Genomic DNA, 23,942 nt, shown 5'->3' with positions numbered 1-23,942 from the left:
TATCCAAGAGAATTAATTAAGAGAAAATAAGTGTTCATTAAGTTGCTACGTAGGTCAATGCAAAAGTTAGGACCACATCATTGTGATTATTGCCGTCTTGCTATGCCACCTTCGGAGACAATCTGGTGTTCTTATTGTCTTGCTCTCATCAAATCCGTTCCTCGTTGCCAACGTTGTGGATTACAAACAGAGCATGAAGCAGAGCAATGCGGTGAATGCTTAACGGATCCCCCACTGTGGGATCGATTATTCTGTATTGGAGATTATACTGATCCATTAAAAGAATACGTTAACGGTTTAAAATATGGACAGAAGTTCTGGTATGCTCATGATCTTACGTCATTGCTCGTCCCGAGGATTTCGACTCCTGCTCCTTTATTGTTACCCGTTCCTTTGCATTGGAAACGTCGATGGTGGCGATCGTACAATCAAAGTGCCATGCTCGCTTGGGCATTAGAAAAACAACTTAACGCACGACCAAATAGCACTAACGTTCGCTGTGATATACACACCCTTCAACGCATTAAAGCCACTCAACCTCAGCAAGGGTTATCTCGCGTTGAACGTCAAAAAAATCTGATTGCGGCTTTCCATATCATCAAACCCATCAAAGAAAAACACGTGGCCATTATTGATGATGTGGTTACAACCGGAGCCACCATTAATTTACTCTGTATCGAGTTACGTAAAGCCGGCGTTGAGCACATTGATGTTTATACTCTTTGTCGAACGGGTAAGCGTTTTGAGTAAAACCGCCTCTCATTTGACGCCTTCTTTCGCTATCAAACTGGCCCTCTTTTAAAATTCATAGCAAACGATTGCTTTCTGCTTAATTATCCGTAAAATACCGTCCAAATTGATCGAGTACGTTATTCATGACTCCTCAATAACACCCCAATAGAGATAGGTTCTGATTAACAGCAATCACAGATTGATGCCTTCTCACTTCATGCTCCCAGTCAGCGAACCATGAAGACACGTTACACCATTAGGAATATCGGCCATGACCGTTCAAAACAGCACCACAAAACCATCTGAGCTTATTTATCAGTTAGATGATCGTCCACCACTACCGCAAACCTTATTTGCTGCACTTCAGCATTTATTGGCTATGTTTGTTGCGATCATTACCCCTTCTCTGATCATCTGTCAGACACTTGGTGTCTCTGCTGCAGAAACAAATACAATTATTAGTATGTCTCTGTTCGCTTCTGGTATTTCTTCTTTTATCCAAATTAGAACCTTTGGTCCAATTGGATCGGGGCTTCTTTCTGTTCAGGGCACAAGCTTTAACTTTTTAGGTCCCATCATTGGTTCAGGTCTTGCTCTTAAGGCTGGTGGCGCAGATGTCCCAACCATGATGGCCGCAATTTTTGGTACCATTCTAGTGGCATCAACCGCTGAGATTTTCTTATCTCGTGTATTGCAGTTTGCTCAAAAGATCATTACCCCGCTTGTCTCTGGCATTGTGGTTACCTTAATTGGTCTTACGCTTATCCAAGTTGGTCTTGTTTCTATGGGTGGCGGTTATGCAGCAATGGGCGATGGGTCATTTGGTAGCTTAGATAAACTGGCACTGGCAGGCACCGTTCTGCTTATTATTGTCATTCTAAACCGTTCAACCAATCCTTATCTTCGTATGGCCTCTATCGTCATCGCGATGGGTGTCGGTACACTTGCCGCATGGGCAATGGGAATGCTAAACACCACAATGTCTCATGATGCTGAGTTAATAGCTCTGCCTATCCCAATGCAATATGGGTTGAGTTTTGATTGGTCTTTGTTTATCCCGCTGGTGTTGATTTTCTTAATCACCGCATTAGAAGCGATTGGTGATATCACGGCAACATCAGAAGTATCAGGTCAGCCAGTGAAAGGGCCAATTTACTTAAAACGCATTAAAGGTGGCGTGTTAGCGGATGGTATTAACTCGGCAATCGCTGCCGCGTTCAACAGCTTCCCGAATTCGACGTTCAGCCAAAACAACGGCGTTATCTTATTAACTGGCGTAGCAAGTCGCTATGTGGGTTATTTCATTGCGGGCATGTTGGTGATTTTAGGCCTATTCCCAGGCGTAGCAAGCATGGTTCAAATCATTCCTGAACCGGTTCTTGGCGGCGCAACGATTGTTATGTTCGGTACGATTGCCGCTGCCGGTGTGCGTATTATTTCTCGTGTTGACTTAGATCGCCGCGCAATTTTAATCATGGCAATGTCGTTTTCTATGGGGCTTGGCTTGGCACAAAAACCTGAGATTCTTCAATTCATGCCAGAGATGATTAAAAACATTTTCTCTTCGGGTGTAACCGCTGGTGGGGTAACGGCTATTTTGTTGAATATCATACTTCCAAGCAGTGAAACGTTTGAAGAAGAGAAAGAAGAAGCTAAGATCTAAGGACAGAGGCGAGTACGCTTAGATCAAGGGACGAGTAAAAACAAAAAAGACCGCAGATGATTATCGTCTGCGGTTTTTTTTATGTTTGGGAAGAAAGAACTAGAGACTATACGCTGCGCTAACTAGAAACTATAAGAGCACGTATGGCTGAGATGGTGATATCTTAGGTTTCAGGGCGCTGCGCTTACAGGTTTCAGGTGTACTCGCTTTTGCTCTTATAGGAGCAAAGTGGTCTAGTTAGCGCTAGCGCATAGTTTCTAGTTTCCAATCTCGAGCACTATTATTACAGCGACAAAGAATGGTTCTCCCCCTTTATCGCTATGGCTATGAAAGCGACATAGTTAATACAAGGGGGAGTTAGAGGGGGTTGGTTATGTTGTATTTACACTACTGATAAATTCAAATTCATCATTTACAACCCCTCCTAGCCTCCCCTTATATTAACAATTACTATCAAGTCACGTTAACGAATAAGGGAGGAACTGTATTGTGCACGCTGCAAGCAAAGCGATCTAAATTCTAGCTCTTCTGCTTTTGCTCTTCCTCGCCCATCGAGCGAAAGCGTCCTCTTATCTCGTCCCTACTCTTCTCTTTTATTTCCTCAGCGGAAACACTACCTGAACCTTCAAACCGCCTTCACTTCGGTTAGATAGACTCACCTCACCTTGGTGTTGGGCAACAATCCGCTTCACGATAGCTAAACCTAATCCTGTCCCCTCACTGCCCCGCGCGGTATCACCCCGAGTAAAAGGTTCAAAAACCGACTCCAACTGAGAGGGGTCAATACCGGGGCCATTATCTTCAATGATTACCCACGCTGTTTTATGGTCTGCCGAAATGCGCGTCGATACCGCAATCCAATCTCCCCCATAACGAATCGCATTAACAATCAAATTCGTGATAACTCGTTTCACAGCAATGCCATTACCATGCAATGCTTTAGGTATATCCACTAGATTCGTTTCAATTTCACGCTCGTACCCACCTTCCGCAATTATCACCTCATTAATGATGGTATTGATATCCACATCAATGAAATCTTGCTTCGCGATAGGTTTAAGGTAATCCATAAATTGACCGATGATCTCATTACACTCTTCGGTGTCTTTAATCATACTTTCAGCTAAATAGCTGTCTGCGGGTGACATCATTTCTGTCGCCAAACGAATACGAGTCAATGGTGTACGAATATCATGACTGACACCCGCCATCAATAATGCTCGGTCTTGCTCTAACTGTTGGATCCCTTTTGCCATTTGATTAAAGGCGCGAGTAACGGCTTGGATTTCAGAAGCCCCTCTTTCTGGTAGTGGTTCTGGGATCTCACCTTTCCCCACTTTTCTAGCGGCGGTTTGTAACGCCATCAAAGGCCGGTTCTGAATTTTAATAAATGCCCACCCTCCAAGAATAACCAAAAGAGCAATAAATAAACTGTTTCTAAAGAGCGGAACAAAATCGTCTTCTTGCAATTCAGATAAAGGAATACGCATATAAAACTGCGGCATTGCATCACTCTTCATCCATAGAACATAACTGTCAGCGCCTAAGATCAAACGCACCTCTGTTGGTGAATTTAATTCTTGAGTCATCTCTTCACTTAAAAATTCGATTGGACTCGCGTGATAATATTCGACCATTTCAGGATCATCTTCGGTGTGCATACTCACGCCTAATTGCTCTAACAATTGACGACGTAGTGGTTGCCCTAAGTGAACACTGTTTCCATTTTTCAAAACGACATCTTCTGACAGCATCAAGCGAACTTCATAAGCCAAAATACGATTAAATTGCTGCAAACTAGGCAATAACGCATAGTTAAATACAGCAAGATAAGAAAATATTTGGCTTGCCGTAAGAAGAGAGGCAAGTAATAGAAGTGTTCTGGCGAAGGTGCTTTTCATGGGCATTCTCAGAAGAAGTAAATAAAATGGACGCAAAGTATAGAGGATTTAGACACAGAGGGATAAAACAAAGCGTGATGATAGAGATAAGTTCTCCCCTGACTATCTCAGGAAAGAACTTATTTTAATGATTTATATTACGAAGATGCGCCATCAGGGACAAATACATACCCTAAGCCCCATACCGTTTGAATATAACGAGGACGACTTGGATCTTCTTCAATCATACGACGAAGGCGAGAAATCTGAACATCAATCGAACGTTCCATTGCCGAATACTCACGGCCACGCGCCATGTTCATCAACTTATCACGCGACATTGGCTCACGCATGTTCGTCACCAATGATTTTAATACCGCAAACTCACCAGAAGTCAGTGGCATCGGTTCTTCATTGCGGAACATTTCACGCGTGCCTAAATTTAGACGGAAGTCGCCAAACTCAACCACTTTATCTTCTGCACTTGGTGCACCAGGGGCTTCTGTTACTTGACGACGTAATACCGCACGAATACGAGCCAGCAGTTCACGTGGGTTGAATGGTTTTGGTAGATAATCATCCGCCCCAACTTCTAAGCCAACAATACGATCGATCTCGTCGCCTTTCGCCGTTAGCATTAAAATAGGCAGCAGATTATTGTTACTGCGTAAACGACGGCAAATAGAAAGGCCATCTTCACCGGGTAACATTAAATCCAATACCATTAAGTGAAACGTTTCACGAGCCAACAAACGATCCATTTGCTCACTGTTTGCTACGCTGCGTACTTGAAAGCCCTGCTCAGATAAATAACGCTCTAATAAAGAACGAAGACGGGCATCATCATCAACAACTAAAATCTTATGGTTTTCTTGCATGGGCTTAACCTCAATATATAACTTATTTCAGTTTACGCGTTACTTTTACAAAAAGTACGCTTTAATCGATAAAAATGAAAAGTAAAATTGTTACGTTTTATGTAACAGCGTCAAATTTTACGTATAGAATGAAGTATTACAGATTATTTACATGGCATATTAGTTACTTAGTTATAAGCAATGATAAGTCCGCCAAGTTAGCGAGTTAAGTATGTTAGTTGGATATAAACGAGCACAGTGTAAAAAAGTCCTTGTCATCAACCGTAAAGGGGGGGCAGGTAAATCAACCTTTGCTATTGCAATGGCGTCTTTTTATGCGCATCAAAACGTAAAAACTGAAATTATCGATCTAGACCCTCAAGGAACCAGTCACTTTTGGGGCAATAAAAGCGAAGGGGTTAGAACCACCAAGTTTTTACCTTCATCCAATCTGCCCTTTTCTTTAGCCCTACGATTAGAAGCAGACACAAAGATCACGGTGATTGATTCTCCGTCTAATTTTAGTCAGTTTGAAATGGAAAAGTATATCTCGATGGTAGACAAAATTATCTTTCCAATTCAACCTTCACCGATTGATGTGCATTCCATGCTGGGCTTTATTAAAGATCTTATCAAGTCTCCAACGTTTAAAAATAAGAAGGTAGAATTGGCGTTTGTGATCACTCGCGGCAAGGAAAATAAGCAAGGGACAGAGTTTGTTCACAAGGTGCTACAACACATGAAATACCCATTACTTGGGGTCATGTCTGAAGACAAAGCCTATCAGGATATGTTTTCGGAAAAGAGCAGCTTTTTGATTAACCACCCTGAGTTAGATCAAACGCTGTGGCAAAAAATGTCGCAATGGTTAGATGTCGATATGACGCCAGTACCCACTGAACCAAAAACAAAAAAAGTGGCAGAGCCGAAGCCAACCACTTATCGTTCTTTACTTAAGAGACGCTACTAACAACTTGTCTATGCATTAAGTACTTGGTATTAAATACCAAACTCTGCACGATACGCTTTCACTGCGTCTAATTGCTCAACATTACAGCCTTTTTCTTCTAAGAAAGAAATTAGGTCTGTTAGGCTTACGATTGAGATGATAGAGCAACCAAAGTCACGCTCTACTTCTTGAATCGCAGATAATTCGCCTTTGCCTTTTTCTTGGCGGTCAATCGCAACAAGAACACCCGCAAGATCAGCCCCATTCGCTTGGATAATTTCCATTGATTCGCGAATTGCGGTGCCTGCCGTGATCACGTCATCAACAAGCATGATGCGACCTTCAAGTGCGCTACCGACTAAATTGCCACCTTCGCCGTGATCTTTCGCTTCTTTACGGTTAAAGCAATATGGTTTATCTGTATCGTGGTGATCAGCCAATGCTACCGCTGTCGTTGTTGCAATTGGAATGCCTTTGTATGCAGGACCAAATAACACATCGTAATCAATACCTGAATCCACCAATGCCGCCGCATAAAAACGACCTAAACGCGCTAAATCACGACCGGTATTGAACAATCCAGCGTTAAAGAAATATGGGCTTTTACGGCCAGACTTTAAAGTAAACTCACCAAACTTTAATACTTCTTTCTCAAGGGCAAATTCAATAAACTCACGCTGGTATGCTTTCATCTTCATTCTCTCTTTTTTGGTTAATAATTATAACTTATAAATCAGTAAAGTCGGTCTCAGGTAACTACGCTGCAGGATTCAGAGGCGATCGTCTTTATCACAGTGGCAAAGAATCGTTCTCCCCCTTTATCACTATTACCATGAGATCGACATAGTTAATACAAGGGGGAGTTAGAGGGGGTTGGTTATGCTGTTTTTACGTTATTCAGATAAACCGAATCTCATCATTTACAACCCCTCCTAGCCTCCCCTTATTATTGGTATTGAAAACCAAGTCACATTTGTGAACAAGGGGAGGAACAGTATTGTGAACACTGTAATAAAGACAATCGCCCCTGAACTCTGCAAGAGAGCTTACGACCGATCTGAATCCTGCTCTTAAAATACATAAAAAAATAGCCCCTGAATCAGGAGCCATCACAATCGATTATTCGGCCAACGCCGCTTTCTGCTGCTCAATGATATCATTGATGCCCTGTTGCGCCAGAGCCAGCATGTCTAACAATTCCTGATGAGAGAACGGCGCTTCTTCTGCCGTGCCCTGCACTTCAATCATCTTACCGTCTTCCATCATTACGACGTTCATGTCGGTGTCTGCGGCAGAGTCTTCTAAATACTCAAGGTCACAAATCGCTTCGCCTTTATAGATACCAACAGAAACAGCAGCAACGTGCCCTTTCATTGGGTTCTTTTTCAGCTTGCCTGATGCGATCATATGATTGATTGCGTCAGCTAATGCCACACTTGCACCAGTAATAGACGCGGTACGTGTACCGCCATCCGCTTGGATAACATCACAATCGACGGTGATCATTTGCTCACCAAGAGCTTCAAGGTCAACCGCGGCACGTAGGCTACGAGCGATCAGACGTTGGATCTCCATCGTACGGCCGCCTTGTTTACCACTTGCTGCTTCACGACGGTTACGTGTGTGTGTTGCACGAGGTAGCATGCCGTACTCAGCCGTTACCCAACCTTTACCTTTGCCTTTTAACCAGCGAGGAACATTTTCTTCAACACTTGCAGTACAAATTACTTTTGTATTACCAAATTCAACTAATACAGACCCTTCTGCGTGTGCAGTAAAGTGACGAGTAATCGTAATTGGACGGACTTGCTGAGCTGTTCTTCCGCTAGGACGCATGGCAGATACCTTGGTTATGACAAATTGTCGGCGATTATACCCAAGTACAAGAATAAAGCATAGCGTCTGTTTCTTTGATAAGCGCCACTTACTTCCGAAAGCGCTTATCTGCTATAGTATGCCCAATATTTTATTCATCATCCTTCCTATTGATGATTTGAGGACGCTTACATGATCTACAGTATGACAGCTTACGCACGCCGCGAAGTAAAAGGCGATTGGGGAACTGCTGTGTGGGAAATCCGCTCAGTAAACCAACGTTATTTAGAAACTTACTTCCGTATGCCTGAACAATTTCGCAGTTTAGAGCCGGTATTACGTGAGCGTTTTCGTAAGCGCCTTGCTCGCGGTAAAGTGGAATGTCACTTACGCTTTGAAGCAAACAATGCCGCAAGCAGCGAATTAAAGATCAACGAAGACCTTGCTCGCCAAGTAATTAAAGCAGCACAGTGGGTAAAAACTGAGTCAGGCGAAGGCGGTATTAACCCTTTCCAAGTACTTCAATGGCAAGGTGTCATGGAAGCCCCTGAACAAGATTTCGATTCAATCAACAAAGAACTGTTGGTTGAATTTGAATTAGCAGTGAATGATTTCGTTGAAGCACGCGCAAGCGAAGGCGAAAACATGAAAGCGCTGATCGTTCAGCGTTTAGATGCAATCACAGAAGAAGCGGCAAAAGTTCGCGCACGTATGCCTGAAATTTTAGAGTGGCAACGTACTCGTCTTCTGACTAAATTTGAAGATGCGAAAATTGAATTAGATTCTGGCCGTGTTGAACAAGAACTGATTCTTCTTGCTCAAAAATCTGACGTTGCTGAAGAGCTAGATCGTTTGGATTCACACGTAAAAGAAACAACAAATGTGATGAAGAAAGGCGGCGCATGTGGCCGTAAACTTGATTTCATGATGCAAGAATTTAACCGTGAAGCGAACACGCTCGCGTCTAAATCTATCAGCACCGATGTAACGGCATCTGGCGTTGAACTTAAAGTGCTTATCGAACAAATGCGTGAGCAAATTCAAAATATTGAATAATTAAGACGGTGTATCAATAACAAAAAAGCCTCGTTCAGCATGACTGATAACGAGGCTTTTTTATGCATTCAATTACACTTTATTCATCGTGGTTCTTATTGTGTTCATGCGCTTCATAAGGCCAATAATAATGCCCAGCACGGATCAATAACGTCGCTGCAGCCAAAATGAACGCCGCTAATGCCAACCAAACAACTAAGGTGGCATCCAACTCTTTCATTCCTAACGTTATGTATCGAGCAATCGCCATCATCGCGATATACATCGGGTAACGAACGGGGATTTTACCGTTCATCACAAATTGCTGCACCATGGCCAACACTTCGAGATAAATGAACATCAACAGAATGTCTGTTAACTGGATCTGTCGCTCAGAAAATACGTGCATAAACTCGTTCACCATCGCAAAGACAGTCGCAAGCGTGATGGCAACTAATAACACCGCTTCTAAAATATGAAATATTTTTAAAAACGGTTTACTGAATGATTTAGGTAGATGTGACGGCATTTAAAATTACTCTTTTTTTTATTCTAATTGGATCCTAATCCTAAAGCGTAGCATTAATTCTTTCAAATTATTCGTTAATTTACGTATTTCATTGATTCATTTTCATTCAATATCGTGCTATTCTTCGCCACCCAATTTTCTACGCTGGAAACGCTAATGAGCAAAGGTACACTTTATATTGTTTCAGCCCCAAGTGGCGCTGGTAAATCAAGCTTGATCTCTGCATTAATAGAGAGCAACCCTACTTATGCAATGAAAGTCTCTGTCTCTCATACCACTCGTGGCATGCGTCCTGGCGAACAAGATGGTGTTCATTACCATTTTATGCAGAAAGAGCATTTTGAAGATCTGATCGAAAAAGAAGAGTTTTTGGAATATGCCGAAGTATTTGGTAATTATTACGGAACTTCTCGCGTTTGGATCGAAGAAACGTTAGATAAAGGCATTGATGTATTTTTGGATATTGATTGGCAAGGTGCTCGTCAAATTCGCATACAAATGCCTTTAGCAAAAAGCCTTTTCATCTTACCACCTTCAAATGGTGAACTTGAGCGTCGACTAAATGTTCGCGGACAAGACAGTGAAGCGGTCATTGCGAAACGAATGAGCGAAGCAAAATCAGAAATTTCTCACTATAATGAATATGATTATGTGATTATTAATGACGATTTTGATACTGCACAAATGGATTTTAAAGCTATTATCCGTGCAGAGCGCTTAAAACAAGATAAACAAACATCAAAATATAAAGGCATGTTGTCAGCTCTTTTAGCCGATTAATCGACCTTTACTTGACTATTTTATCTATCAAGAGTATTCGTATCTAGAAAGTTAGCACTGATACTTGTATAATTTCTCGTCATATAATATTTTTTAACATTTTTGGAGTCCTCATGGCACGTGTAACCGTTCAAGACGCAGTTGAGAAAATCGGCAACCGTTTCGACCTTGTTTTAGTATCATCTCGTCGCGCACGCCAACTACAAACTGGCGGTAAAGATGCGCTAGTGCCTGAAGAGAACGATAAACCAACTGTTATCGCTCTTCGTGAAATCGAAGAAGGCCTGATCACAAAAGATCTACTTGATGCTCGTGAACGTCAAGAGCAACAAGAGCAAGATGCCGCTGAACTAGCAGCAGTAAGCTCAATCACACACAATCGTTAATCGCTATTATTTATCTTTAAGTAGATAAATACGCGTTAATAATAAGCAAACCTGACGGGGCGAAATTTGGATTTATTCGATAGCCTGAAAGATGTTGCCAAAGATTATTTGCCAGAGCCTCACATTGAGGCTCTTCGTCGATCTTATCTGGTAGCAAAAGAGGCCCATGAAGGGCAAACTCGCTCAACGGGCGAACCTTATATCATTCACCCAGTAGCTGTGGCTCGTATCCTTGCAGAAATGCGACTCGACCACAAAACGCTAATGGCTGCATTACTTCATGATGTCATTGAAGACACCGAAGTAAGCAAGGAAGAACTTGCAGAGCAGTTTGGCGATACCGTTGCTGAATTAGTGGATGGCGTTTCTAAGCTGGACAAACTTAAGTTCCGCGATAAAAAAGAAGCGCAGGCTGAAAACTTCCGAAAAATGGTCATGGCGATGGTGCAAGACATCCGCGTTATTTTGATCAAACTTGCTGACCGTACTCACAACATGCGTACGCTCGGTGCTTTACGCCCTGACAAACGTCGTCGTATTGCTCGTGAAACCCTCGAAATATTCTCTCCTTTGGCGCATCGCCTTGGTATCCACAATATCAAAACCGAATTAGAAGAACTTGGTTTTGAAGCGCTTTACCCTAATCGCTATCGCGTATTAAAAGAAGTGGTAAAGTCAGCTCGTGGCAACCGTAAAGAGATGATCCAAAAAATCCACGCAGAAATTGAAGGCCGTATTGCTGAAGCAGGCATTAAAGGTCGTGTGGTTGGTCGTGAGAAGAACTTGTTCGCCATCTATCATAAGATGAAAAATAAAGAACAGCGCTTCCACACGATTATGGATATTTACGCCTTCCGAGTCATCACTGATGATGTTGATACCTGTTATCGCGCATTAGGTCAGGTTCATAGTATTTATAAACCTCGCCCTGGTCGCATTAAAGATTACATCGCAGTCCCTAAAGCCAACGGCTACCAATCTCTTCATACATCAATGGTTGGTCCGCATGGTGTCCCTGTTGAAGTACAAATTCGTACCGAAGACATGGAACAAATGGCAAATAAAGGGGTTGCTGCACATTGGTCGTACAAAGAGGGTGATAACTCAAGCAGTACGACAGCTCAAATTCGCGCTCAGCGTTGGATGCAAAGCCTACTTGAACTTCAACAAAGTGCAGGTAGCTCATTTGAATTTATTGAAAACGTAAAATCGGATTTATTCCCGAACGAAATTTACGTCTTCACCCCTAAAGGCCGTATTTTTGAACTTCCAGTAGGTGCTACTGCGGTCGATTTCGCTTATGCCGTTCACTCAGATGTTGGTAACAGCTGTGTTGGCTCTCGTGTAAACCGTCAACCTTATCCATTAAGTAAACCGCTGAAAAGTGGTCAAACGGTTGAGATAATTAGTGCTCCAGGTGCGCGTCCAAACGCGGCTTGGTTAAACTATGTGGTGACCTCTAAAGCTCGAACTAAGATCCGCCAAGTGCTTAAAACAATGCGCAAAGAAGACTCTGTTATTTTGGGCCGCCGCCTATTGAATCATGCATTGGGTCATAATTTATCTTTAGATGATGTTTCTGAAGAAAACATGACGCACGTTTTATCGGATCTTAAATTAGCCACACAAGACGATTTATTAGCGGCCATTGGTTTAGGCGAATTAATGAGTATTGTCGTTGCTCGCCGATTACTTGGTGATGCCGACGAACTAACCGAGCAAAACTCGTCTAACATTGAAACCTCGACAGGTAAAAAATTACCGATTCGCGGTGCTGATGGAATATTGTTGACCTTCGCTAACTGTTGTCGCCCTATTCCTGGTGATCACATCATTGCTCATGTTAGTCCTGGTCGTGGTCTTGTCGTTCATATGGAAGACTGTGCCAATGTTCGTGGTTATCAAAAAGAATTAGATAAATACATGGGCGTTGAATGGGCGGACGAATTTGATCAAGAATTTGCAACCGCTCTAGATATTGATCTGCAAAACCATCAAGGTGCATTGGCTGATTTAACCAATGTTGTCGCGAGTACGGGATCGAATATCCGTGGTATTTCTACCGAAGAAAAAGATGGCCGATTGTATACAGTCACCATTGAATTAACGGCGAAAGATCGCACACATTTAGCGGAAATAATGCGTCGTATTCGAGTAATGCCGCACGCATTGAAAGTTCGTAGACATAAGAACTAGAAGCAGAAAATGAAGGGACGAGGTTCAAGTACGGACTTCGTCCTTTTAGTAAGAGCTATACGCTGCGCTAACTAGAACGCTTCGCTCTAGAAACTATAAAATCAAAAGCATTGACCGATTTAAGAATGGTCTTCCAATCTAGTAATATAATGCTCTTATAGTCTCTAGTTAGCACCGCGTATAGTTTCTAGTTCCAATTTTACTGCCCTTACTCGTCCCTAGTCCCTCTAACCTATTTCAAGAATTAAACTCATGAACTTAGAACGCTACCAACGAATCATTTCTGTATTAACTTCTCGCCAAATTGATCTGACCCTTTGCTTAGAAGAAGTGCATAAACCTAATAATGTCTCTGCCATTATTCGTACTGCTGATGCTACAGGTGTACATAAAGTTCACGCCGTTTGGCCAACAGAGCAAATGAAAACACTTGCTCATACTTCTGCGGGTGCACGTAATTGGGTTGAAGTTGAAACACATAAGAATATTGATGAGGCGTTTGCGGTATTAAAAGGCCAAGGAATGCAAATATTAGCCACTAACTTGTCTGATACTGCGGTTGATTTTCGTGAAATTGATTACACCAAACCAACGGCCATCATTCTTGGCAGTGAAAAAACGGGCATCAGCAAAAAAGCATTAGCAATGGCCGACCATGACATTATCATCCCTATGGTTGGCATGGTGCAGTCATTAAACGTATCAGTAGCCAGTGCCTTGATTTTATATGAAGCACAGCGTCAGCGTGATTTAGCGGGGATGTATGACCGTGAAGAGAGTGCGTTGCCAGCAGAGTATATTAATAATGTCTTGTTTGAGCGTGGTCACCCTGTACTTGCTCGTGTCGCAAAACGTAAGAAACTTCCTTATCCTCAATTAGATGGCACAGGACAGATTGTTGCAGATGAGGCGTGGTGGGCAGCGATGCAGGCGAAGTAAAAGCAAAAACTTAGGGTTCACGGGGATTGTTGTGATTACAGCATTCACAATACTGTTCCTCCCCCTTTTTCATTAATGTTACTTGGTAGTAATTGTCAATAATAAGGGAAGGTTAGGGAGGGGTTATTGCGATATAGGTAGAATTGAATACCAATCTACCTTGATTACACGCTGTTAGTTCTTGACCCCCTCCCAGCCTCCCCCTTACTAAGGGGGAGGAGCTTAAAAGCAAACACCTCTGCTTTTTTCTCTTCCTGAATCCTTAAGGACGAAGTCCCTCCTTAAGCGAAGCGCCCTGCTCTTACTCCCTTATCAACATAAACGTCCCTGAAAACTCAGCCGCAGGCTTATCACCATTACACAAAGCAACCGTTACTTTTACACGCGCTCGTTTACCTGATTTCAAACGATCAAAATCCCCTTGTAAACAATTGAGCGACGTAATGCCCTTTGGGTTTTCTGTGATTGGTTGACGATAACGAATATGACTATCAACAAGCATAATACTGGTGGTATCCAAACCTCGTTCTTTAAGCAACAACCACACAATTCCCCACGCGGTTAACGTGCCCATGGTAAAAATACTGCCTGCAAACATCGTATTATGAGGATTAAGGTTTGCATTTAGTACCGCGCTAACTTCAAAGCGATAACCAGTATATTGTGTAATTTTAATGCCCATTTTATCGCTAATCGGAATTTCTTTATCCCAACGATCTTGCAATTCAGCGCACCAATCAGGCCTACGAATAACGTCTGACAATGGATCAAGCGGTTTTAACATTTGTTGATGACGAATAGGCCCACGCTCATCACTCAGTTCCCCTTGATTTGCAAACCCATTACGCACATAAAACGGAATTGCTTCTTCACGGGCATTACATACCAGACGTTTAGCCCCTTCTTGGCGTGCGTAAGACTCTAGGGCGACCATTATCAATGCACCAATGCCTTTACCGCGACAATGTGGAGAAACCGCCATATAGCGGATTTGGCCATCATTATCAGGAGTAAGGTATAAACGTCCGACTGCCACGGGCTTCCCTCTGCCATCAACAATCATCCGATGCTGACTCATGTCGTCATACGCATCACGCTCAGAGCCTTCAGGTTGACGCCAAGGTTCACGCAGTACTTGCCAACGAAAATGATAGTAGGCTTTTAGTTCGGCCTCTGTGGTTGGGGTGATCAATCGAAACATATAAATCCTTTTATAAAAATTAGAGCAGGGTTCAGATCGGTCGCAAGCTCCCTTGCAGAGTTCAGGGATGATCGTTGTGATTTCAGCGGTCACAATACTGTTCCTCCCCTTAATAAGGGGAGGGTTAGGGAGGGGTTATTGCGATACAGGTAGAATTGAATACCAATCTACCTTGATTATGCGCTGTTAGTTCTTGACCCCATCCCAACCTCCCCCTTATTAAGGGGGAGGAGCTAAAAGCAAACGAATCTAAAACCTAGTCCCTGCTCTTAGACCTGCAACCAAAATGTCACAGGACCATCATTCACTAACGATACTTTCATATCAGCCGCAAAACGGCCTCTTTGCGTAGTTAATTTTTCTTCACATAAATCAGAGAAGTGATCATATAAGCGCTCAGCGTCGATAGGGTTCGCACCTTTAGAAAACCCAGGACGCGTTCCCTTTTTCGTATCAGCAGGTAAAGTAAACTGAGAAACAACCAATACGCTACCATTCACTTGTTGCACATTTAAGTTCATTTTCCCTTCGTCGTCTTCAAAGATACGATAAGTCAGAACTCTTTCCATTAAGCGTTTTGCTTTCGCTTCATCGTCTTCTCTTTCAACACCAAGTAATATTAATAAACCTTGATTAATTTCACCTGTGATCTCGCCATCAACACGTACTGAGGCTTCACTTACTCTTTGGATCAGTGCTATCACTTTCTGTTAATCCTTTTGATTCTGTTAATGCCGTATTCTCAGCATCAAATACATGCGTATTTATTTTATCTATCAACCACTGATCGGATTCACCCAGACTTGCCGTAATTTCTGCGCCAATTAACACAATGATCCAACACAGATAAATCCACACAAATAGAATCGGTACCGCCGCTAAAGCGCCATAAATAACTTCATAAGATGGAAATTGCGTGATGTATTGTGCGAATCCCACCTTGCTGACTTCAAACAAGCACCCTGCTGACATCGCACCAATAAGCGCATGTCTTACTCGTATTTTTTTATTTGGAACCAGTAAATACAACCCTAAAAATGCTGAGAATGACAAAATAATAGGTAACCACCCCAGTAACGTTCGATAAAAACTGGAGACGATTTCATCATCCATAATTTTTAATGACGTCACATACGATGTCGCCGCTAAGCTAGCCCCAACCAGTAATGGACCTAAGGTTAAAATCATCCAATACAATGAAAATGAATACATTGGACGACGCTTTTTCTTCACTCGCCAAATGTAATTCAAGCTACGGTCAATTGCCGATATCAACATCACAGAGGCAACAAATAAGAACCCAGACCCAACGGCGGTCATCTTGCCCGTATTTGAAATAAATTCTTTCAGACTTCCTTCAACCGCATCACTGGCGGCTGGTACAAAATTCTGAATCACAAACTCTTGCACTGTCTCTCCTGCTCCTGAAAAAATAGGAAACTGAGATAACACAGAAAGTAAGACGGTGACTAAAGGAACCAATGATAACAACGTAATATAGGCCATATAACCGGCACTGACCGTTAATCGATCATGAATAATGCGTTGCTTTAAAAATAAAAAATATGACCAGCTAATCCTTAGCGAATGTTTAAACTTCTCTTCCATAATATCTGACTCTTTAAAATTGCCTTTATTTATCATAACAGATAAAAAAAATCCCTTCGTAGTTGCCTACAAAGGGATTTAATATTTATTCAATTTACAATTTAACTATAACGCTAAATCAAAAATTAATAATTACTTAGGTGTACGACCAGCACGTTTACGATCGTTCTCTGTAAGTAGTTTCTTACGGATACGAATGCTTACTGGTGTTACTTCTACTAGCTCATCAACGTCGATGAATTCAAGAGCTTGCTCAAGAGTCAAATCGATGAAAGGAGAAAGCGTTTGTGCTTCATCAGTACCAGAAGAACGAACGTTAGTCAGTTGCTTACCACGAATACAGTTAACTGTAAGGTCGTTTGCACGGTTATGAATACCGATGATTTGACCTTCGTATACTTCTGTAGCGTGACCTAAGAATAAACGACCACGATCTTGTAGGAAGAATAGTGAGTAAGTAACAGCTTTACCAGCTTGGTTACAAATTAGTACACCATTTTTACGTTGACCAATTGTGCCGCCTTTGTGAGGACCGTAGTGATCAAATGCGTGGTAGATAAGACCAGAACCAGAAGTCATTGTCATGAATTCAGTTTGGAAACCGATAAGACCACGAGAAGGCATCATAAAGTCCATACGTACACGGCCTTTACCATCTGGAGCCATATCAGTTAGTTCACCCTTACGAGTACCGATACTTTCCATTACCGCGCCTTGGTTCTCTTCAACTACATCGATTGTTACCGTTTCAAACGGTTCCATTAGTTGACCATCTACCATACGTTCGATAACTTCTGGACGAGATACTGCTAGCTCGAAACCTTCACGACGCATGTTTTCGATTAAGATACCTAGGTGAAGTTCACCACGACCAGATACTTTAAATTTATCCGGGTCACCAGTTTCTTCAACTTTAAGTGCAACGTTGTGTACTAGTTCTTTTTGTAAACGCTCAAGGATGTTACGTGAAGTAACGAATTTACCTTCTTTACCACAGAATGGTGAGTTGTTTACTTGGAAAGTCATTGTTACCGTTGGTTCATCAACTGTTAGTGGCGGCAATGCTTCAACATTGTTTTGCGCACAAACTGTATCAGAAATTTTAAGCTCGCCTAAACCACTGATTGCAACGATGTTACCCGCTTCTGCAAGTTCAACATCATGACGCTCAAGACCTAAGTAACCTAGTACTTGACCAATTTTGCCTTTACGTTCTTTACCGTCAGCACCGATAACTGTAACCGCTTGGTTAACTTTAACGCTACCACGTGTAATACGACCAACACCGATAACACCAACGTATGCGTTGTGATCAAGTTGAGAAATTTGCATTTGGAAGTCACCGTCACGGTCAGCAACTGGTGCATCAACACCGTCAACGATCGCTTGGAATAAAGATTCCATGTTTTCAGTTTCTTCTTCTGATTCAGCGTTAGCCCAACCATTTAGTGCAGAAGCGTAAACAACTTTAAAGTCTAGTTGTTCATCAGTTGCGCCTAGGTTATCAAATAAATCAAATACTTGATCCATAACCCACTCAGGACGAGCGCCTGGACGGTCAACCTTGTTGATTACAACGATTGGCTTAAGACCGTGTGCGAATGCTTTTTGCGTTACGAAACGCGTTTGTGGCATTGGACCGTCAACAGCATCTACGATAAGTAGAACTGAATCAACCATAGACATAATACGCTCAACTTCACCACCGAAATCGGCGTGTCCTGGAGTATCTACGATGTTGATGTTGTAATCGTTCCAAGTAATCGCTGTGTTCTTAGCAAGGATCGTGATACCACGTTCTTTTTCAATATCGTTCGAGTCCATGACGCGCTCTTCAGCTTCACCACGAGATTCAAGCGTACCTGATTGCTGGAGCAATTTATCAACCAACGTTGTTTTACCGTGGTCAACGTGCGCAATAATTGCGATATTTCTTAGTTTATCAAGTTGTGGAGTAGACATGGATTCAAATTCACTCAGAACGTGTAGAGCCACCATTGGCGCTACTTTGGTTTAAAAACGGTCAATAATTTAACAGATTTTAGAGCAAAACCCACGAAATATGTGATTGAAGACACAATTTTTTTTCAATTTATTTAATCAAGCCCACAAAAACGACGAAAAAATAACCAAAAATCAAGAAACCCCATCAATTTGCATTCTTACTTTATTTTTTTCAACAAAAAACAAAAAACAATTATTATCAACAAGTTAAAACATTAATTTACTTTTTCTAATTATTTTAACAAGGGATTATATTGACAAATATGGCATTTCACGGCTGAATAGCAGATAGAAGTAAATTAGTGATGATTTAATTTTTTATTTTTCGATACTCGACTTGCACCAAATAAGTGCAACCAAAGATCAACTTGGTGCAACACCCAAGTAAAAATGAAGATAAAAAAACCTAACTCACTAATATTAAAGGATTATTACTTTTGGCACAGTTTTGGCTATATAGTTAATAACAGCCTAACTGGCCAATATTTATATTATAACACCGGAGGTTATCCTACATGTCAGTAGAAAACGTATTCGCTCTAATTCAAGAAAACGAAGTAAAATTTATTGATTTACGCTTTACCGATACAAAAGGTAAAGAGCAACATATCTCAATTCCTTCTCATCAAGTTGATGCAGACTTCTTCGAAGACGGCAAAATGTTTGATGGTTCTTCAGTTGCTGGCTGGAAAGGCATTAATGAATCTGACATGGTTATGATGCCAGATGCAGCAAGTGCGGTACTTGACCCATTCACTGCTGATGCAACCTTAAATATTCGTTGTGATATTCTTGAACCAACAACAATGCAAGGTTACGATCGTGACCCTCGCTCAATTGCAAAACGCTCTGAAGACTACTTACGCTCGACAGGTCTTGCTGACACGGTTTTAGTCGGTCCAGAACCAGAATTCTTCCTATTTGATGACGTTCGCTTTAGCACTGATATGTCAGGTTCTTTCTTTAAGATTGATGATATCGAAGCCGCGTGGAACTCAGGTACTGAATACGAAGGCGGCAACAAAGGTCACCGTCCTGGCGTTAAAGGCGGTTACTTCCCAGTCGCTCCTGTTGATTCATCTCAAGATATCCGTTCTGCTATGTGTTTAATCATGGAAGAAATGGGCCTTGTTGTTGAGGCGCACCACCACGAAGTAGCAACGGCGGGTCAAAATGAGATCGCAACTCGCTTCAATACGCTAACAAACAAAGCAGATGAAACTCAAATCTATAAGTATGTTGTTCATAACGTAGCTCACGCTTACGGTAAAACAGCGACTTTCATGCCAAAACCACTTGTTGGTGATAACGGTTCAGGCATGCACGTACATATGTCATTGAACAAAGATGGACAAAACTTATTTGCTGGCGATAAGTACGGCGGCCTATCAGAAATGGCTATCTTCTTTATTGGCGGTATCATTAAACACGCTCGTGCTATCAATGCATTTGCTAACCCAACAACCAACTCATACAAGCGTCTTGTCCCTGGTTTTGAAGCTCCGGTAATGCTTGCATATTCTGCTCGTAACCGTTCAGCGTCTATCCGTATCCCAGTGGTACCAAGCCCGAAAGCACGTCGTATCGAAGTTCGTTTTGGTGACCCTGCGGCAAACCCATACTTAAGCTACTCAGCAATGCTAATGGCTGGTCTTGACGGAATTAAGAACAAGATCCACCCAGGCGAAGCAATGGATAAAGATCTGTATGACCTTCCTGCGGAAGAAGCAGCTGAAATTCCAAAAGTAGCTGAATCTCTAGATATCGCACTACAAGCTCTGGATTCTGATCGTGAATTCTTAACGGCGGGTGGCGTATTCTCTAGTGATTTCATTGATTCTTACATCACTCTAAAATCTCAAGACGTTGCCGCTATCAACACAGCTGTTCACCCTCTTGAATTTGAAATGTATTACTCAGTTTAATTCTGACGTAACAAATTGAAATCAATCTGATGTTTTTAGGCTCGCTTCACAAGCGAGCCTTTTTTATATTGGCAAAATCCCATTTACACGCAACACTCCCTACACACACGACAACACTCGCCATTTAACGAGTTGTATTGTTATGCATAAACTAAACGAGATTTCACTTTTGAAGTAGCTTATTGAAATCAAATAATAACCATCATCAATGGTGGAACCATGCCTCATACTTATATCGTACTTTTATTTCTTAGCCTATTCTCCCTACCTTCTACCGCAAATACCGTTTACACATGGGAAGATAAATCGGGCGTCCGACATTTCAGTGACACTCCCCCAGCAAGTAATACAAAATCAACACAACTGTCTTTTTCTTCGAATGAAAATGAAATGGAAAGCATTCCAGCCCCCACGGCCTCAAACTCTTCGGTCCCAAAAAAGAAAAGACCAGAGCAAAAGACCACCTTAGCTAAGTTAAGCATATCAATTAATAACTTATCTCAAGAAGAAACCATCCGTAGCTCTCGCGGGCACATCATGGTGTTAACAGACTTAACTCGTAAGCTTGCTGTTGATGAGAAACTTCAATTAGTGCTCGATGGCTCTCCTTATGGCTTGCCTCAAACATCAAAAGAATGGAAGCTCACCAACATAGAAAGAGGCACTCACATTATTACTGTCGTGGCTCAAAAAAACGGCAAGAGAATTGCATCATCACCAATAATAACGGTGCACTTGCATCGACCATCCAAGCTATAAGTACCTATAGCGAGTAAGAGCGTATAAATTCGCGCTATTTGGGTTGTCACTGCCTTTCATGAAAGGTAACGATGCACTAGAATGGTGCATTAGAATGTGATGACAAGGATGTGGTTCTATTTATGGATTTTTCAACGCAATTACTCGACCATCAAGTAACCGCAATTTTATTACTTGATGACCAACGTAATATTCATTATGCCAACCCTGCCGCTGAACAGCTTTTTTCTCAAAGCGCTCAACGTATGGCTCTACATACTTTTGATGACTTATTTCAACACACTCGATTTGACCTATCTACGTTAATGATCCCTCTTGAAACAGGACAAAGTGTTACCGACAGTGATGTGTGTATGATCGTAGGAAACAGCCCTCTCTACATTGAAGTAACATCCAGTCCAATTGCCATTAAAAAGTCACTGTATCTCTTAATTGAAATTCGTCAGATTGAGCAACAACGTCGTTTATCACAAGAAATTAATCAACATGCCCAACAACAAGCAGCAAAAGTATTAGTTCGAAGCCTTGCTCATGAAATCAAAAATCCATTAGGAGGATTACGTGGTGCGGCCCAACTTTTAGAGCGTATGCTCCCAAACCCTGAACTGCACGAATACACTCAAATAATTATTGAGCAAGCCGATCGTTTACGTAATTTAGTCGACCGACTTTTGGGGCCACAACGTCTTGGCCTAAAGCAACCCGAAAACCTGCACGCCATCATAGAAAAAGTACGTCAAATTATTGAATTAAACCCAAGCTATCAAGTAAAAATACAACGAGATTATGATCCAAGCCTGCCTGATTTTGAAATGGATGCAGAACAGATTGAACAGGCGATTCTAAATATCGTGAGTAACGCCGCCGAAGTATTAAAGAACCAACCGGATGGCCTCATTACCCTAAGAACGCGCACCGATTATCAAACCAACATTTATGGCCAACGCCATCGTCTTGCCGCAAAAATAGAAGTGATTGATAACGGTCCGGGAATACCAAGTCATATCCAAGACACGTTATTTTACCCCATGGTCAGCGCGCGAGAAGGCGGAACCGGCTTAGGTCTTTCTATTTCTCAAAACTTAATAGACCAACATAATGGCAAGATTGATGTCGACAGTTGGCCAGGAAAAACCATATTTACGATTTACCTCCCACTAAAATAACAATGAATAAGACCATGAAATATCATGGCAATGGAGAAAAACAATGAGCAAAGGATTTATTTGGGTTGTTGACGATGATAGCTCTATTCGCTGGGTATTAGAAAAGACACTAACAAGTGCCAACATGTTATGCGAAAGTTTTGGCGATGCAGAGAGCGTACTGCAAGCGCTAGAACGCAATGTGCCAGACGTTATTATCTCAGATATTCGTATGCCTGGGATGGACGGATTAACCCTTCTCAACAACATTCAAGAAAACTACCCCGAGTTACCCGTCATCATCATGACGGCACACTCAGATCTTGATGCAGCGGTAAGTGCTTATCAAAAAGGGGCCTTTGAATATTTACCAAAGCCGTTTGATATTGATGAAGCATTAACCTTAGTTGAACGAGCTCTTGCTCATAGCCAAGAACAAAAAAAACAACACAACCAACAACCAAAACAAGAACACCATGTTCCAGAGATCATTGGTGAAGCTCCTGCCATGCAGGAAGTATTTAGAGCCATTGGTCGACTTTCTCGCTCTTCAATTTCGGTATTAATTAATGGGGAATCCGGCACGGGTAAAGAGCTCGTAGCCCATGCTTTACACCGTCATAGCCCAAGAGCCAATAACGAATTCATCGCACTCAACATGGCTGCCATACCAAAAGATTTAATTGAGTCTGAATTGTTTGGCCATGAAAAAGGGGCATTTACTGGCGCGAATTCAATACGCAAAGGTCGTTTTGAACAAGCCAATAATGGCACCCTATTTCTTGATGAGATTGGAGATATGCCATTAGACATTCAAACCAGATTATTGCGTGTTCTCGCTGACGGGCAATTTTATCGTGTCGGTGGGCACTCACCCGTGCAAGTGGATGTACGTATCATCGCGGCCACTCATCAAAACTTAGAAAAGTTAGTATCCGATGGTGGCTTTCGTGAAGATTTATTTCACCGTTTGAATGTTATTCGAGTGCATATTCCTGCACTACGTGAGCGCCGTGAAGACATAACGAAACTCACCGAACATTTTTTACGTCTTGCCGCAAAAGAGTTGAGTGTCGAATGCAAAACACTGAGTAAAGAAGCCAGTCATAAACTCGGCGAATGTGAGTGGCCTGGTAACGTAAGACAATTAGAAAACACTTGTCGATGGCTGACGGTAATGGCCAGCAGCCAAGAAGTACTTCCTTCGGATCTTCCACCCGAATTATTCACCATTCAATCAAAAGCAAGCAATCTTGAAACATCAGATTGGCAATCCTCACTTCAATTATGGGTTGAAGAACAACTTAACCAAGGTGAGACTGAAATCTTAAATTATGTGATACCTCAAGTTGAAAGAATATTGCTTGAAAAAGCACTCACACACACACATGGTCACAAGCAAGAGGCAGCAAAACTATTAGGTTGGGGACGCAACACCCTAACAAGGAAATTGAAAGAATTAGAATAATCATTGCAGCTTTTACGATTTTGGCCGATTAATTACTAATACCATTTAAATTAATCGGCTACGGCATAGCA

Annotated in this window: 21 protein-coding genes; 12 read left to right on the top strand and 9 right to left on the bottom strand. The window is 41.9% G+C overall.

Features of this window, described 5'->3' with window-relative positions; translation table 11 throughout:
* Window positions 1-57 precede the first annotated feature (57 nt).
* Together AACV33_RS02845 and AACV33_RS02840 are read left to right on the top strand one after the other, a co-directional pair.
* Window positions 58-750 (top strand): ComF family protein, encoded by a 693-nt coding sequence (locus AACV33_RS02845; RefSeq protein WP_017021764.1) that lies wholly within the window; start codon window positions 58-60, stop codon window positions 748-750.
* Window positions 751-1,003: 253 nt separating this feature from the next.
* Entirely contained in the window at window positions 1,004-2,395 is a 1,392-nt protein-coding gene (locus tag AACV33_RS02840) for a uracil-xanthine permease family protein (RefSeq protein WP_017021765.1), read from the top strand.
* A 593-nt stretch (window positions 2,396-2,988) separates the two neighbouring features.
* Here the strand turns inward: AACV33_RS02840 and envZ are convergent.
* Both envZ and ompR read right to left on the bottom strand, forming a co-directional pair.
* Window positions 2,989-4,296 carry a two-component system sensor histidine kinase EnvZ gene (gene envZ, locus AACV33_RS02835; protein WP_017022155.1) on the bottom strand — a complete coding sequence of 436 codons (1,308 nt, stop codon included), beginning with the start codon at window positions 4,294-4,296 and terminating at the stop codon, window positions 2,989-2,991.
* 137 nt (window positions 4,297-4,433) lie between these two features.
* Entirely contained in the window at window positions 4,434-5,153 is a 720-nt protein-coding gene (gene ompR / locus AACV33_RS02830) for an osmolarity response regulator transcription factor OmpR (RefSeq protein ID WP_017022156.1), read from the bottom strand.
* A gap of 211 nt (window positions 5,154-5,364) precedes the next feature.
* On the opposite strand from ompR, the gene AACV33_RS02825 reads away from it, so the two are divergent.
* Window positions 5,365-6,102, top strand: a complete 738-nt coding sequence (locus AACV33_RS02825) for a ParA family protein (protein WP_182699822.1) — start codon at window positions 5,365-5,367, stop codon at window positions 6,100-6,102.
* A 29-nt stretch (window positions 6,103-6,131) separates the two neighbouring features.
* On the opposite strand, the gene pyrE is transcribed toward AACV33_RS02825, so the two are convergent.
* A complete protein-coding gene (gene pyrE, locus AACV33_RS02820) occupies window positions 6,132-6,773 on the bottom strand; it encodes an orotate phosphoribosyltransferase (protein ID WP_017022158.1) in 642 nt (213 codons plus the stop codon).
* 427 nt (window positions 6,774-7,200) lie between these two features.
* Entirely contained in the window at window positions 7,201-7,917 is a 717-nt protein-coding gene (rph, locus tag AACV33_RS02815; RefSeq protein WP_017022159.1) for a ribonuclease PH, read from the bottom strand.
* A gap of 171 nt (window positions 7,918-8,088) precedes the next feature.
* On the opposite strand from rph, the gene AACV33_RS02810 reads away from it, so the two are divergent.
* Window positions 8,089-8,952 (top strand): YicC/YloC family endoribonuclease, encoded by an 864-nt coding sequence (locus tag AACV33_RS02810; protein WP_065611886.1) that lies wholly within the window; start codon window positions 8,089-8,091, stop codon window positions 8,950-8,952.
* A 79-nt stretch (window positions 8,953-9,031) separates the two neighbouring features.
* On the opposite strand, the gene AACV33_RS02805 is transcribed toward AACV33_RS02810, so the two are convergent.
* Complete coding sequence (locus AACV33_RS02805; protein WP_017022161.1) at window positions 9,032-9,460, bottom strand: phosphate-starvation-inducible protein PsiE; 429 nt, start codon at window positions 9,458-9,460, stop codon at window positions 9,032-9,034.
* Between the two features lie 156 nt (window positions 9,461-9,616).
* Here AACV33_RS02805 and gmk point away from each other — a divergent pair, with 156 nt between their 5' ends.
* The 4 genes from gmk (at window position 9,617) to trmH (ending at window position 13,761) form a co-directional block, all read left to right on the top strand.
* The gene (gene gmk, locus AACV33_RS02800) at window positions 9,617-10,240 is read left to right on the top strand and encodes a guanylate kinase (RefSeq protein WP_012549085.1); all 624 of its coding nucleotides are present in this window, start codon (window positions 9,617-9,619) and stop codon (window positions 10,238-10,240) included.
* A 113-nt stretch (window positions 10,241-10,353) separates the two neighbouring features.
* On the top strand, window positions 10,354-10,626 hold the full coding sequence (gene rpoZ, locus AACV33_RS02795; RefSeq protein WP_017022162.1) for a DNA-directed RNA polymerase subunit omega: 273 nt from the start codon (window positions 10,354-10,356) through the stop codon (window positions 10,624-10,626).
* A 66-nt stretch (window positions 10,627-10,692) separates the two neighbouring features.
* Window positions 10,693-12,822: a bifunctional GTP diphosphokinase/guanosine-3',5'-bis pyrophosphate 3'-pyrophosphohydrolase gene (spoT, locus tag AACV33_RS02790; RefSeq protein ID WP_017022163.1), complete on the top strand. Its 2,130-nt coding sequence runs from the start codon at window positions 10,693-10,695 to the stop codon at window positions 12,820-12,822.
* A 252-nt stretch (window positions 12,823-13,074) separates the two neighbouring features.
* Complete coding sequence (trmH, locus tag AACV33_RS02785) at window positions 13,075-13,761, top strand: tRNA (guanosine(18)-2'-O)-methyltransferase TrmH (RefSeq protein ID WP_182699821.1); 687 nt, start codon at window positions 13,075-13,077, stop codon at window positions 13,759-13,761.
* Window positions 13,762-14,062: 301 nt separating this feature from the next.
* Here the strand turns inward: trmH and AACV33_RS02780 are convergent, their stop codons facing one another.
* From AACV33_RS02780 to typA, 4 genes are all read right to left on the bottom strand, one after another.
* A complete protein-coding gene (locus AACV33_RS02780; protein ID WP_182699820.1) occupies window positions 14,063-14,962 on the bottom strand; it encodes a bifunctional GNAT family N-acetyltransferase/hotdog fold thioesterase in 900 nt (299 codons plus the stop codon).
* 269 nt (window positions 14,963-15,231) lie between these two features.
* On the bottom strand, window positions 15,232-15,666 hold the full coding sequence (gene dtd / locus AACV33_RS02775) for a D-aminoacyl-tRNA deacylase (protein WP_065611894.1): 435 nt from the start codon (window positions 15,664-15,666) through the stop codon (window positions 15,232-15,234).
* Entirely contained in the window at window positions 15,638-16,570 is a 933-nt protein-coding gene (locus AACV33_RS02770; protein ID WP_182699819.1) for a virulence factor BrkB family protein, read from the bottom strand. The genes dtd and AACV33_RS02770 overlap by 29 nt, the downstream gene beginning before the upstream one ends.
* Before the next feature lie 132 nt (window positions 16,571-16,702).
* Entirely contained in the window at window positions 16,703-18,532 is a 1,830-nt protein-coding gene (gene typA, locus AACV33_RS02765) for a translational GTPase TypA (RefSeq protein WP_065611944.1), read from the bottom strand.
* Window positions 18,533-19,089: 557 nt separating this feature from the next.
* Between typA and glnA the strand changes: the two genes are divergently transcribed.
* The 4 genes from glnA (at window position 19,090) to glnG (ending at window position 23,871) form a co-directional block, all read left to right on the top strand.
* Window positions 19,090-20,499 carry a glutamate--ammonia ligase gene (gene glnA / locus AACV33_RS02760; protein ID WP_012551354.1) on the top strand — a complete coding sequence of 470 codons (1,410 nt, stop codon included), beginning with the start codon at window positions 19,090-19,092 and terminating at the stop codon, window positions 20,497-20,499.
* Window positions 20,500-20,718: 219 nt separating this feature from the next.
* On the top strand, window positions 20,719-21,258 hold the full coding sequence (locus AACV33_RS02755) for a DUF4124 domain-containing protein (protein WP_065611895.1): 540 nt from the start codon (window positions 20,719-20,721) through the stop codon (window positions 21,256-21,258).
* A 122-nt stretch (window positions 21,259-21,380) separates the two neighbouring features.
* Window positions 21,381-22,424, top strand: coding sequence for a nitrogen regulation protein NR(II) (gene glnL, locus AACV33_RS02750; RefSeq protein ID WP_065611896.1), 1,044 nt, complete (start codon window positions 21,381-21,383; stop codon window positions 22,422-22,424).
* A gap of 43 nt (window positions 22,425-22,467) precedes the next feature.
* The gene (glnG, locus tag AACV33_RS02745; protein ID WP_182699818.1) at window positions 22,468-23,871 is read left to right on the top strand and encodes a nitrogen regulation protein NR(I); all 1,404 of its coding nucleotides are present in this window, start codon (window positions 22,468-22,470) and stop codon (window positions 23,869-23,871) included.
* Window positions 23,872-23,942 lie beyond the last annotated feature (71 nt).

This window comes from Aliivibrio sp. SR45-2 (assembly GCF_963890165.1).
GTDB lineage: Bacteria > Pseudomonadota > Gammaproteobacteria > Enterobacterales > Vibrionaceae > Aliivibrio > Aliivibrio salmonicida.
This window is presented reverse-complemented; position numbering and strand designations above follow the sequence as displayed.